Origin of the sequence: Crocosphaera chwakensis CCY0110, from assembly GCF_000169335.1 — a bacterium.
GTDB classification, from domain to species: Bacteria; Cyanobacteriota; Cyanobacteriia; order Cyanobacteriales; family Microcystaceae; genus Crocosphaera; species Crocosphaera chwakensis.
In genome coordinates this window covers 161,267-174,185 of record NZ_AAXW01000006.1, presented here as the reverse complement: position 1 = coordinate 174,185, position 12,919 = coordinate 161,267, and the positions used below count along the sequence as shown (strand labels likewise).

Annotated in this window: 16 protein-coding genes; 11 read left to right on the top strand and 5 right to left on the bottom strand. The window is 35.3% G+C overall.

The features are described from left to right. On the top strand, window positions 1–1,961 hold a 1,961-nt coding region (locus CY0110_RS06220; RefSeq protein WP_035798659.1), incomplete at its 5' end, for an SbcC/MukB-like Walker B domain-containing protein. A 42-nt stretch (window positions 1,962–2,003) separates the two neighbouring features. On the opposite strand, the gene CY0110_RS06215 is transcribed toward CY0110_RS06220, so the two are convergent. After that, entirely contained in the window at window positions 2,004–2,246 is a 243-nt protein-coding gene (locus CY0110_RS06215) for a type II toxin-antitoxin system RelE family toxin (protein WP_035798657.1), read from the bottom strand. Between the two features lie 120 nt (window positions 2,247–2,366). Here CY0110_RS06215 and CY0110_RS06205 point away from each other — a divergent pair. Beyond that, window positions 2,367–3,430 (top strand): ISKra4-like element ISCysp26 family transposase gene (locus CY0110_RS06205; protein ID WP_085961789.1). Its coding sequence is split into 2 segments (ribosomal slippage): window positions 2,367–2,523 and window positions 2,523–3,430, totalling 1,065 coding nucleotides; the frame shifts between segments, so codons are not numbered across the junction. An 87-nt stretch (window positions 3,431–3,517) separates the two neighbouring features. Next, the gene (locus CY0110_RS06200) at window positions 3,518–3,916 is read left to right on the top strand and encodes a hypothetical protein (protein ID WP_008274478.1); all 399 of its coding nucleotides are present in this window, start codon (window positions 3,518–3,520) and stop codon (window positions 3,914–3,916) included. Window positions 3,917–4,013: 97 nt separating this feature from the next. Here the strand turns inward: CY0110_RS06200 and CY0110_RS06195 are convergent, their stop codons facing one another. Beyond that, window positions 4,014–4,229 (bottom strand): hypothetical protein, encoded by a 216-nt coding sequence (locus tag CY0110_RS06195; RefSeq protein WP_008274477.1) that lies wholly within the window; start codon window positions 4,227–4,229, stop codon window positions 4,014–4,016. Window positions 4,230–4,312: 83 nt separating this feature from the next. On the opposite strand from CY0110_RS06195, the gene CY0110_RS06190 reads away from it, so the two are divergent. From CY0110_RS06190 to CY0110_RS06180, 3 genes are all read left to right on the top strand, one after another. Next, on the top strand, window positions 4,313–4,690 hold the full coding sequence (locus CY0110_RS06190) for a hypothetical protein (RefSeq protein WP_008274476.1): 378 nt from the start codon (window positions 4,313–4,315) through the stop codon (window positions 4,688–4,690). Window positions 4,691–4,698: 8 nt separating this feature from the next. Continuing rightward, the gene (locus CY0110_RS06185) at window positions 4,699–6,048 is read left to right on the top strand and encodes a CmpA/NrtA family ABC transporter substrate-binding protein (protein ID WP_008274475.1); all 1,350 of its coding nucleotides are present in this window, start codon (window positions 4,699–4,701) and stop codon (window positions 6,046–6,048) included. 262 nt (window positions 6,049–6,310) lie between these two features. Further along, window positions 6,311–6,664: a hypothetical protein gene (locus CY0110_RS06180; RefSeq protein ID WP_008274474.1), complete on the top strand. Its 354-nt coding sequence runs from the start codon at window positions 6,311–6,313 to the stop codon at window positions 6,662–6,664. A 40-nt stretch (window positions 6,665–6,704) separates the two neighbouring features. On the opposite strand, the gene CY0110_RS06175 is transcribed toward CY0110_RS06180, so the two are convergent. After that, entirely contained in the window at window positions 6,705–7,364 is a 660-nt protein-coding gene (locus CY0110_RS06175; RefSeq protein ID WP_008274473.1) for an energy-coupling factor ABC transporter ATP-binding protein, read from the bottom strand. 101 nt (window positions 7,365–7,465) lie between these two features. After that, complete coding sequence (locus tag CY0110_RS06170; RefSeq protein WP_008274472.1) at window positions 7,466–8,311, bottom strand: prohibitin family protein; 846 nt, start codon at window positions 8,309–8,311, stop codon at window positions 7,466–7,468. Between the two features lie 427 nt (window positions 8,312–8,738). On the opposite strand from CY0110_RS06170, the gene CY0110_RS06165 reads away from it, so the two are divergent. From CY0110_RS06165 to CY0110_RS06150, 5 genes are all read left to right on the top strand, one after another. After that, the gene (locus CY0110_RS06165; protein WP_157464541.1) at window positions 8,739–9,143 is read left to right on the top strand and encodes a DUF4114 domain-containing protein; all 405 of its coding nucleotides are present in this window, start codon (window positions 8,739–8,741) and stop codon (window positions 9,141–9,143) included. 157 nt (window positions 9,144–9,300) lie between these two features. After that, window positions 9,301–9,546, top strand: a complete 246-nt coding sequence (locus CY0110_RS06160; RefSeq protein ID WP_008274470.1) for a Calx-beta domain-containing protein — start codon at window positions 9,301–9,303, stop codon at window positions 9,544–9,546. Window positions 9,547–9,596: 50 nt separating this feature from the next. Next, window positions 9,597–9,731, top strand: coding sequence for a hypothetical protein (locus CY0110_RS31340; RefSeq protein WP_008274469.1), 135 nt, complete (start codon window positions 9,597–9,599; stop codon window positions 9,729–9,731). Window positions 9,732–9,792: 61 nt separating this feature from the next. Beyond that, window positions 9,793–10,329: a transposase gene (locus CY0110_RS06155; RefSeq protein ID WP_008274468.1), complete on the top strand. Its 537-nt coding sequence runs from the start codon at window positions 9,793–9,795 to the stop codon at window positions 10,327–10,329. Between the two features lie 332 nt (window positions 10,330–10,661). Beyond that, the gene (locus tag CY0110_RS06150; RefSeq protein ID WP_008274467.1) at window positions 10,662–12,074 is read left to right on the top strand and encodes an MFS transporter; all 1,413 of its coding nucleotides are present in this window, start codon (window positions 10,662–10,664) and stop codon (window positions 12,072–12,074) included. 22 nt (window positions 12,075–12,096) lie between these two features. Here the strand turns inward: CY0110_RS06150 and CY0110_RS06145 are convergent, their stop codons facing one another. Beyond that, window positions 12,097–12,843: a response regulator transcription factor gene (locus CY0110_RS06145; RefSeq protein WP_035798651.1), complete on the bottom strand. Its 747-nt coding sequence runs from the start codon at window positions 12,841–12,843 to the stop codon at window positions 12,097–12,099. Between the last annotated feature and the right edge of the window lie 76 nt (window positions 12,844–12,919).

The window sequence follows — 12,919 nt, the reverse complement described above, 5'->3', positions numbered from 1 at the left end:
CTATTAGTCAAGCTGAAGATATTAAAGTTGCTGTACAAAAATTAAACAATCATCGACAACGCTTACAGGAATTAGATAAATTACAACATACAGTAACACCTCTATTGAAACAAAAGCAAAGTCTAGAAACGGAATTAGCAAAAATAAAAGCTAATTTGGAAGCTAAATTAGAACAATTTGAAACCTTAGCACTTCAGTATCATCAAGAGTTAGAAAAAATACCTAAAAGACGACAATTGCTTATAGAACTAGATAATAAAATACAAGAAATTGACAATCAAAAAGTCTATCAAAAAAGAGTCAAAGAAAAATCACAAGAAAGAAAATTAACACAAGAAAAATTGATAGTTAATCAAAAAAATTATACTGAAAAAATAGAAGAACTACAGAAGAAAATAAACTTATTAAATAATCCAGAGTCTACTTGTCCTTTATGTGAGCAAAACTTGGACGAAAGTCGTCGTCATCATGTGATTGAGAAGACAAATAAACAACAAGAACAACTTCAACAACAAATTTGGTTTTTACAAGAAGAATTATCCGTGATTAAGCGAGATATTAAATCATTAATTAGTGAAGATAGAGAATTAGAAAATCAGTTAAAAAATTCAGGTAATATACAACAAGAATTTTCTCGAATAGAAGCTCAACTTGATCAAGCAGGAGAAGTTAAAGTTAAATTGAAAAAATTATTAAAAGATAAAGAAAATGTTGATAATTTGATTAATACAGAAACCTATGGAATGAATATACAAAATGAGATTAGAATTATCGATAAAAGATTAGAAAAACTGAACTATGATGAACAAACTCATGCTTTAGCAAGGGGAGAAGTGGAACGGTTAAGATGGGCAGAAATTAAACAAGCGAGAATAGAAGATGCTATTCGTGATCAAAAGAAAATAGCGCAGCAAAAACCAGAACTTATTGCTAAACTTGAACAGCTAGAAACAGAAAAAAATAACTTAGAAACTAATTCGGAATTAAAACAAGAAGTTAATAAAATAGAAGAAGAATTAAACAATTTAAACTATGATCGCTCTTATCATCAAAGAATATCTAATTATATTCGTAAATCTCAATCTTCTGTAGTCGATTATCAAAAATTACAAGACGTTAAACAAGACTATCCTCAATTACAAGAACAATTAAAAAATATCGAAATTAAAATGAATAATAATCAAGAAGAACAACAAGATACAGAAAAATTTATACAACAGTTATCTAATCAATTAGAAACGATTGAAGATCATAGTCAAGAGATTGAGACTTTAGAAAAAAAATTAAAAGTACAAAGAGAAAAATTAGATAATTTACTCGCTCAAAAAGGAAGGATAGAACAATCGTTATCTCAACTGGAAAGCTTAAAAAAACAACAAGAAGAACAAGAACAAGAATATCAAGAAGTTCGTAAACAATATCGGGTTCACACAGAATTAAGTAAAGCTTTTAGCAAAAATGGTATTCAATTATTAATGATTGAAAATGTTTTACCGCAATTAGAAACAGAAACAAATCATATTTTATCAAGATTAACAGGGAATCAATTTCATATTAGATTTGTGACACAACGAGCAGGAAAAAGCGGAAGTTCTCGGAAAAAATCTTCTAAAATGATCGATACTTTAGATATTATTATCTCTGATTCAAAAGGAACTCGTGCTTATGAAACTTATTCAGGAGGTGAAGCATTTAGGATTAATTTTTCTGTTCGTTTGGCATTAGCTAAATTATTAGCACAACGGGCAGGAACCACATTACAAATGTTAATTATTGATGAAGGTTTTGGTACTCAAGATGCACAAGGATGTGAACGTTTAGTTGCAGCTATTAATGCTATTTCTTCTGAGTTTTCTTGTATTTTAGCTGTTACCCACATGCCCCAATTTAAAGAAGCCTTTCAAAATCGTATAGAAGTATATAAAACTAATGAAGGATCAAAAATTAATTTAGTGAGTTAGTGATAGTAATCTATTGATAGAAATTAAGGTTAATTAACAAGCTTAATAAATACCTTGACGATGACCGACTTTGATTATTTCTATAATAAGACAAGATGATTCAACCTTATAAATGACTCGATATTGATCAATGCGAATACGATAATTATTAACAGTTCCTACAAGTTTCCTCACACCTGAAGGATAAGGATTATCACTTAAACCTTCAATAGTAGTCAAAATTTTAGGAACAACACTTTTCTCTAGCTTTTTTAATTCTTTTTGGGGAGCATCCCATTTTTGTATTTAGACTGTTTAATACGATGCAAATACTTCGCGAAGAACCATCGCGAATAAGTTTAAATGTTTATGCAATCGAATTAATTCTGACATAATGGGGGTGTAAACATTGAAGATTATCCCGTTATGACTCCATCAGAAAGACTTGAGTTAGAAGCCTGTATTAACAGAGCCAGTGAAATACTTTATAATAATGTTGAAGAAGAATCTTTAAAGACTCTTGAAGATATTGAAATTACTGTAAGGGAGCAGGTTTTAGAGAATGTTAGTCCTCAAATCACCCTTTTTTTATTGAAAGAAAAACAAAAACGAGAAAAGGAAGAAAGCGAAAAATAAAAAGTTGTGTGGGACAGTTAAAAATTACTGCATCTCAATGTAATCGGTTGGGTGTTAGTTCCTATACTCGTCATAGTCCCCTCTTAGAAAAGTGTTGTTTACTGTTAAGTGCTAACGAATCTTATCAAAATGCTGAAGAGGATATGTTATTATTAATGGGCTTTAAAGTGGGGCATTCAACTCATCACCGAAAAGTCCAAAAACTAGATAATTTATTACCAGATGTTAAACAAGGTTGTAGTGAGATATCTGTTGATGGAGGAAAAATTAGGTTAAGAGGAAAAAAGGGACAAAAAAGTTATTGGAAAGATTATAAAACGGCGAGATTACAAGGAATCTATTACGGTGCTTTTTTTCAGGATAATCAATCTTTAGTCGATTGGATTAATAGCCAAGAATTAACCAATCCACTTTATTGTTTAGGAGATGGACATGATGGAATATGGAATATAATGGCTGAAATTGGAGATAAAGAAAATAGGATTGAGATTTTGGATTGGTATCATTTAATAGAAAATCTCTACAAAGTTGAAGGGAAAAGATACCAGTTTGAACAAATTAAGGCTTATTTATGGATGGGGCAGACCTCAGAGGCGATTAGCTATCTACGTGACCAGAACCCAGTGGGGAGTAATCAGTTTTGCAACTATCTAATTAAACGGAAATCTCGCATCATTAATTACCATTATTATAGCTGGCAAAAAATTTGTTCAATCGGTAGCGGGGCTGTAGAATCGGCGGTTAAACAAATAGCTCACCGCGTCAAAATAACCGGCGCACAGTGGAAATATGAAACCGTTAATAATATTCTACAACTGCGTTGTGCTTATCTCAATGGTCAACTAGCTATTTAAAACGGATAAAATTGTAAAAGTTAAATAAGTTGCTTATTAATTCGCGTATTATAATGGCGAATTACTTCAACATGGGGTTTAATATTGATGGGACGCAAAAAATATATCGAGAGTGAGCAAGATAAATTAGATAGAATGCAGAGATTAACCGAAGCTATTGCTGAAATAGAGTCATATTTGCAGTTTTTTGAGGATAAGGGAGAACAAGCTGATAGTGGTTGTTGGGTCGTTCGTTATCAAGTGAGGCAAAAAGACAAAATTTATTGGTATTACAAGTTACAAGCAGATAGACGTATATTTGAGCAGAAAAACAGTCAATCTCTTAGCAAATACCAACATTTAGGCAAAGCTGGTACAATTGCCCATGTCGATGCTGTCATGGGAGTCCTCAGACGGACTATCATCACCGAATTAGAGTCTACCTTGATTTCTCTGAAAAGCTGTGTAGTTGATATCGCTTATGATGAAGAACATAAAAGTAGATAACTAGAAATTTATTTCGCGAATAGTTTCCGCGAATAATGCTTTGTTTCTACAAAAATGGGATGCTCCCTCTTTTTGTGCTGATTTTTTCCAAACGATTTTATAAGATGCTATCTTCCTTAAGTTCAACAATTACTGCTTCATGAGAAATAGTTTCTTCATCTTTTCTATCAGTAATAGTTTTTAAATCTTCTAAATCTTCTAAAAGTTCTTCAAATTCAGTAATGGGTAAAATAACAGCAGTTGTCTCCCCAAGGTCATTGGTAATATATTGAATATGAAGATTAAGATTATTTAGCTCTAACATAATTAGCATAAAGAAATTCGTTTGATTTATTATAGCAAAGAGTTATTATTATTATACCGACTGAAAAAAATAATCAATCTAGTGAGTTAATTATGTTAAAATTTTTTAAAATTATACTTTTAGGCATTACAATCATTTCATTTTCAACTCAAATGGCTTATGCTGATCAATGTTCTTATATAGATAAAGAACAAGCCTTAAAAGCAGCAACTTTTCTTAAATTAAATCAATTGATTTATCTTTTTTGTGAACCCTGTGGCGAAACAACACCTGAACCTGTTACAATTCAATCTATTTCTGTAGGAACGGTCGATTATCAAAATTATTGGCAAGTGTCCATCAATAATCAAGGGGTTGATTTAGCTTACACTTATGTACCATCTAGTCTTGGACAAAAACCGATTAATTTAGCAGCTTTAGCAGGATGTTCGGCGCATGATGTTAGTCCTTTTATTAATTTAAACATATAGAATTATTTATGAAACGTCGCAATTTTATTAAATACAGTGGGTTAGGGTTAGCAAGTTTAGGGATTGCAGCTTGTAGTAATACTGATATTTTTCCCTTTAATCAAGAAAAAAACAACGTAGATTTTGGCACATTAGAAAAGTCTAACTTAATTCTCGGATATGTGGCAAATGGAGATGCAGCCCCCTTAATTATTGCTCAGGAAAAGGGTTTTTTTGAGCGTTATGGCTTGTCTGTCACTCTAAAACGACTTGAGACGTGGGAAGGGGTTAAAAAAGAGTTATTAGGCTGGCAAATGGACGCAGGGCAACTGCCCTATGCTTTCCCGATGTTGGCACAATTAGGAAAAGATGAAGATCCTTTAATTTCTTTAATGACCCTTAATCTTAATAGTAGTGCTATTACTATAAACCAAAAAGCTTGGGATGCAGGAATACGGCCATCGGTGGATTATTTTAATTTTACTGACTTTGAAGAGAATATTAGACGCTACTGGCGCAACCGTGAAACCCCTGTTACTTTGGCGGTAGATTCTGCTTTTTCCACTGACGCTTATCTTACTCGTTATTGGTTATCTGCCATCGGTTTAATGCCGAAAACAGAAGTAGAATTAGTGGAGTTTCCAGCTTCTCAAATGATCTATAAATTACAAGCAGGGATGATTGATGGTTATAGTGCGTCTTCTCCTTGGAATCAACAAACGGTATTAGAAAAAGCTGGTTTTGTTACTTATGTGAGTCGGGATATTTGGCATGGCCATCCTAATAAAATATTAGCTACGATGGACGGTTGGGCGAGAAAACATCCGAACACAACAAGAGCATTAATGGCTGCTGTAATCGAAGCTTGTCAATATTGCGATCGCTTGGATAATCAGACAGAAGTTGCTGCTATTTTAGGACAACCTAATTATTTAAACCTTGATACGAGTTTAATTGAATCGACATTAATTGGTAACTATTCTTATAGTAGTGAAACCGATGAAAATTATCAGCGATTCATACCAGATTATACTATTTTTCATCATCGAAAAGCGGAATATTGGGGGGAAAATGATCACGCGAATTATCCTTGGCGTTCCCATGCAGTATGGATGTTAACTCAGATGATTCGTTGGCACGATTTAGAGATTTATGACTATCCTAAAAACGCTGATCAATTATTAGATAAAATTTATCCCATTACTATCTATGAAGAAGTGGCCGAAGCATTAAATATTCCCTTACCCAGTGATAATATGAAAAAAGAAACTAGCACCGCTTTTATTGACGGGCGATCGTTTGATCCGAGTAACCCGGTGGCTTATTTGAATCAATTTCCGATTCGTGCTAACGGTCCTCAGATTTTTGGGTTTGTTTAGTGTTAGTAGACAGGAGCAATTCATGATAATGAGGAAATACTATCAACTTAGATAGATTTTCACTACTTAAATAACACGACCTCTTTCTTCTGATGTCATGTTATGCTCCTATATATTGAATAACAATTTAAAGCTGTAATATCTTGTTCAATAGGTAAGTGTAATTAAATATAAAATACAAAAGAAAAAAACTATTAAGAATATAACCTTTCACCAATAAGTTTGTTATAACCAATTAAAAAGCTACTGAGTTAATATAAAAATGATTGATCCCATCTTAAGAAAAACCTTCGGTGGTCTTTCTTTAGACTATTATTTTCGCCATTTAATTTTTAGTCTATTTCTAACAATTTTATTCATTTTTTCTGTAGAAGTATATTCTATCGAACTCTTTGCTTTCTCTTTTTTCAATACTTTTCTTTATCCTTATTCACGCTTTGCTTACCGAAGTGGTGTTAATTATCTATCAGGAAATGAAGGCTTAATCATTAATCATTTTCTGATCTTAGTTATCAAATTTTTGACTATGTTATTATGTTGGGGTCTGGCTCTATTTATTGCTCCGATAGGGTTGCTCTTACTGTTTCTGTATCATAGTCAACAAGCAAAAAGTTAACAGTTACTGGTTGAAAGCAATCGCACAATGATTAAAAATACTAATGAGAAATTTTCTTTTTAATCAATTGGGGATCACCTTGTTGCACAACCTTCCCCCCTTCCAATAAAAACGCCCCATCACAGTAATTTAACTCTTCCAAACGGTGCGTCACCCATAAAGCGGTAATCCCTCGACTCTTGACTAATTTTTGCACTTGTTCCACTAATTCAATTTGAGTATCAGGATCAAGTAAGGCGGTGGGTTCATCTAATAATAATACCGAACAATGACGAGCGATCGCTCCTGCAATAGCAATACGTTGCTTTTGACCCCCACTAAGAGCATAAATGGGTCTTCGTTCTAATTCTAATAGATTGACGGCAGTTAACGCTTCCCTGACACGATAACGCACTTCTATAGGGGGTAATTTTTCCTCCACTAACCCGAAAGCAATATCGGCCCCAACTGTTGGCATCACTAACTGACGATCGGGGTTTTGGAAGACAAAGCCAACCGGAGGAGTCATGGTAATAATTCCACTTTGGGGGGTTAAAAGATTCGTCAACAGTCTCAACAGTGTAGACTTACCACTGCCATTAGCCCCCAAAAGCATCCAAAACTCCCCTTCAGGGACGGCCAATGAGCAAGACTTTAGCACTTGGGCATTTTCATGCCAACTGAAGCTAACATTATCAACATTAATGGCAAAATTCGTCATATTAAATAAATATGAGGTGGGCAATGTCTAACAGAGTTTATATATAACTATTTTAAGCTGTTGTCACCATTGCCCATCCTACACTTTCATCGTTTAACTGATCACTGAGTCGCCAAGTCTCCGAAATTAAAGAGAAAAGGAACACTACTGTTACTATCTCCTCCCATGACTAGCACTTTGGGCATTTGTGCGCCACCTTCTTTCCAAGCTTCAATAGCTTCTTTTTGTAGCACCAATTCACCTCCTTGAGCTTTTAAGGTTTCTGCTAATAACCGTTGTGCTTCAGCTTTACCTTTGGCGCGGTTAATGTCTGCTTGTGCCTCTTGTTCAGCTTCTTGAGCAATATAAACAGCCCGTTGTGCTTTTTGTTCTGCAATCTGTTTATCTTCTACTGCTTTGGCAAATTCAGGAGAGAAGTTAAGATCAATGACACTGGTATCTAAGACAATAATGCCGTACTTTTCTAAGCGAGAATTGAGGGCATTGTCAAAGTCTTCTTTGAGTTCACTTCTTTGGGTAATGGCCTGTTCTACAGTGCGTTTAGCAGCAGCAATTTTAAATGATTCTTGAGTTTGGGGAGCAACAATTTTAGAAACAATATTTTGTAAGGTTCCTTGGGTGCGTCGAATGGTCACAACTTGGACAGGATCAAGTCGAAAATTAATAGCAAAACTTGCGCTTAAATCTTGCAAATCTTTGGTTGCACTTTGTGCTGGAACTTCAAACTTTTGGACGGTAACATCATAAACATCTACAGCAGACACTAATGGGGGTTTAAAATGTATTCCTTCTAATAATGCTCCATCTTGAGCCTTGCCTAAAATACTCAATACCCCTGCTTGTCCAGGGTTAATCACAACAAATGAATTGAAACTAATAACGACTAATAATGCAGCAATAATCCCACCTATTAAGGGTTGCAAGCTTGGGGTTGATTGGCGAGTCACAAATATTTCTCCTTAATGTTACCTAGTTTCGATCTTAGCGGTTATTGGGTGCTTTAGATTGACTGATTGCACTATTACAATAAAGGTTAATCATCAGCTATGAAAAATACTCTAAATTAACTAAAATCAGCAAAATTTAGTCAATTCGTGGTTCAATTAAACATAAAAGTCTTGATTAGACATGACTTTTACTAAGTAATTCCACTGCCATGAATTCCCTCTTGAACTGAAAAGATCCTGAAGTTTACTGATGAATTAGAGACTATACAGAAATGACAATTGGGTATAAAGAAAATCTTAAATTCATTAGATTTCTTACGAAGAATTCTAGCAAATATATTGGCTGGTTTTAGTCAAAAAGATATCGCTTCTATTACAGGATATGATTTTATTCTTGAGGCTTTATCTGTAGTCGGACTTTAGGAAATTGCTATTACAAGCAGCTTTCAGCGAAGGCCGATACCAAACAATGATAGGTTCATCAGGGACGTATAACGTACCGTCAGGGTTCTATATAGACTGGTACTTAATTTCTGGAGGAACTAGCCAAGACTGGTTAATGAATAATCCCGATAACCGCATGGATGGGGGTTTACCAGTCGCTTTTGTCTCTTACGCTCAAGCCAACCCAGACGGATTACATCACAATTATCACAACTCTCCTAATGAGATTGTTTGGGAAGATACCCCAGGGGGTGGGGATCTTGATTACGATGATTTAGTGGTTCCTTTTAACTTTGGTGGTATAACCCCTAATACTGTGGTTGAGGAAGATGAGGGAAATGAGAGTCAAGACAATACTGCTCGGTTAAGGATTTTGACTTTTCTTTAAAGCAAGTAGAGGAGCAGGGGGCGGGGGAGAAACCTGAAAATCCCTCTCCCTGCTCCCCGCTCCCTTGCAGTCTCAGCTAGGGTTTTGAGCTTAACCGAGTAGTATTGAGAGTCAAGAGGATAGCATTTTACCTGAGATTACTGTCAATGGAGGAAGTTTGACAGAAGGGGATGAAGCAAGACAATCTCTGACGTTTGATGTTATCCTATCTAACCCATCAGAGTCTCCTGTATCGGTCAATTATATAACTCTAGATGGATCTGCGATCGCCGGATTTGATTTTGATGCAGTTACAGGAACGTTAGATTTTGCCCCAGGAGAAACTGAAAAAACCATCGCTGTTAATATTATTGGCGATCGGATCGCCTCGAAGAAGAGAATGAACGGTTTAGTTTACGCTTAGAAAGTCCCGTTAATGCTGTTGTTACTAACGGTATTGTAGAAGGAGTTATCTTGGATGATGATCAGACAACCGATGAGACAGAAAATGAATCGGGAGATAATCAACCTCCTTATATTATTTTTGATAATTTAGTTAATGTTTTAGAAGAAAATAGTGATACCACCTGGCGTGGGGACACGGCTTGAAAGTTTGACCAGATGACGGTTTGAGTCAGACGTGGTAAAAAGAAAGACGCTCTTTTGTAAAATGTCTTTATTTTATCAAGGAGTAAAAGTCACTAAAACGAGAGGTCTGGCAGGAAGTAAGATAGTAGGAAAATGGAAGAGAAGATATCGAGGAGTAGATACAAAAGAAGCTTGGTTTATTATCACCAACTTAAAGAGTCTTGATGAGACAATTGATGCTTATAAAAAGAGATTTGAAATTGAGGAAATGTTTCGGGACTTTAAGAAAGGTGGTTATGATTTAGAGAGAACTAAATTAACTGGACATCGCCTTAGTTCTTTAATTATCTTAATTACTTTAGCTTATTCAATGGCAACATTTTCTGGAAAAATCATTAAACATAAAGGATTAGCTAAATATGTAGGGAGAGTCAGAAAAAATCAGAAAATGCAGCGGAGACACAGTAACTTTTATATCGGTATTCATGGAAAAGATTGGGTTGACTCTTGTGATTTGTTGGCTGTTGAATCCCAGGCATTGATGCAATTAAGCCCTGGAAAATGTGCCTATTATGGACAAGGGCAACGGGCTATATCCTTTATAAAATCTAGCTTATAGCTTTTTCTGTCCCCACGCCAGGTTATTCACAATTGATTACCTTCTGATAATTATTAAGTTTTCTTGTACTGATGCAAGATGTCAGTTAAAGGCATTATTGATCCTATATAACACAGGAGAAAGCTGAGGAAAATGGCATTTCAACACAGACACCATATTGTTATTAGCAATCCAGTCTAAACCAAATTGAGTATAAATCTCAGCCCGATAATCCGTTGTAAAAAAGCGATCGCTTTTCAGTCATCGAGAAGCCATTAAAATAAGATTTGACGATTTGTTTATGTTCTAATCTTAATAAGTACCGTTCGATATGAATGGTTTAATACACAATCATGACGTTTGAAGAAAAACTTGATAATTCTCCGTTAACCGCTTCAATGTGGTTATTATGGCTCTTAGCAGCAGGTTTAATCGCTCTAGATGGCTTTGACTTCTTTGTAATTGGTATTGCTTTACCTTTTCTTAAACAAGATTTTCAGTTAACTTCTCTTGAAACAGGAGCGGTTGCTGTTGCTGCCATTGCTGGAGCGTTACTCGGCTCTTTAACCCTAGGACCTCTTACGGACAAAATTGGTCGTCAAAAAATGCTGGTAGTGGATTTGGCGATTTTTATTTTAGCCAGTGCAGGAACAGCGTTATCCTGGAATGCTTGGTCTTTAATTATTTTCCGTTTTATGGTGGGAGTAGGTATTGGAGCCGATTATCCTATCAGTGTGGCTTATATTACGGAAAATATGCCTTCTCGATTGCGAGGACGGATGGTTATCGGTGCTTTTACGTTTCAGGCTATTGGCTCACTATTAGGAGCTATTACAGGAATCATTATCATAGCTTTGTTTGAATATTTTTATCCTGATTCTATTTTACCGGCCATACAGTACGCTTGGCGTTGGATGTTGGCGGTTGGTCTAGCTTTTGCCATTCTTGTGGCTATTCTTAGGTTTCAATTTTTACTAGAAAGTCCTCGTTATTACATCGCTAAAGGAGACTATGAAGCTGCGTCTGAAGCTGCTTCAGAATTGTTAAATGAAACGATCCTCATTACACCAGAAACAGAACCAGAACAAAAAGACACAAGTTTAAATTACGGATCGTTATTTTCACGGGAATATTGGCGTAACACAGTTTTTGCCTCTGTTCCTTGGTTTTTACAAGATATCGCAACCTATGGAATTGGAGTGTTTACCCCTAGTATTATTGCTGTTCTGGCCTTTGGCAATGAAAGCAATTTCTTGAACCGCGAATTAAAGTCGGCCACGGGTTCAGCAGTCGTCGATGTATTTTTAATTCTTGGTTTTATCTTAGCGGTTCTTCTGGTTGATCGTTTAGGACGTATTCCTTTACAAATAATAGGATTTATCGGTATGGCAATCGGTTTATCTATCTTAGCTATTGCTGGTGATCCGACTCAAACGGCGAGTCCTAACTTACTGTTAATCTTATTAGGATTTTTTATTTTTAATCTGTTGATGAATATGGGGCCGAATTCAACTACATTTCTGATTTCAGGGGAAGTGTTTCCTACTTCTTTGCGTGCTAGTGGTGCCGGGTTGGCAGCAGCGATCGCTAAATCAGGGGCGGTTTTAGGCACGTTTACTCTACCGTTACTCCAACAAAGTATCGGCGTTTCAATGATGATGATAATTTTAGCTTTGTGTTGTCTGTTGGCTGCGATTATCACTTATTTCTTCGGTATTGAAACCAAAGGACTCTCCTTAGAATCTGTCAATAAATCCCATGTTTAACAATCTTTTTTATGATTTAAGATCAATCGCTTTTTGAATGTTCAAACATATAACCTTTGCCACGAATTGTTTTGATGCGTTGGCCTTGAAGATCATTTATTTTTTTACGAATTTGACCAATATGCACATCGACTTTTCTTTCAGCCCCGATTTCATAATTATCCCCCCAAACCGCAGAAATTAAATCACTTCTTTCCCAAACACGGTTAGAATGAGTGGCCAAAAAGTACAGTAACTCAAATTCTAAAGAGGTAAAAGGTAACACTTCATGATTAAGGGTAACTTCACATCGGTTAGGATCAATGGTTAATTGGTCAATGATAACAGAGTTATTAGGGGTACGAAGATTGATTTCTCCACCATGACGGCGTTTTAATAAAGCAGCAATCTTCGCTTTTAAAATTTCAAGATTAAAGGGTTTGGTCAAATAATCATCAGCCCCTTGTTCAAACCCTTCTAAAACACAATTAGTATCCGTCATACAGGTTAACATCAGCACAAGGGTTCCAGTTTGACGAATTTCTTTACAGAGACTAAACCCACTTTCGTCTGGTAAATTTACATCTAAAATAGCTAAATCTGGACTAAGTTTTTGAAAAAGTTCCCTGGCTGTTTTTGCATCAGCAGCAGACTCAATATAATAGTTATTGTAGCTAAAAAATCGAGAAATCAATTGGCAAATAGCAGGATCATCATCAACGATTAAAATTTTAGGTTGAGGAGAATTGAGTACCATAGATGTTTCTAAGTAAGGTATATTAACAGTCATAATCAAAGCTGGTTCGAGAATATAATAGATAGGAACTTAATCAATGAGGGGTTACCCACAATAAGCTATTTAAAAG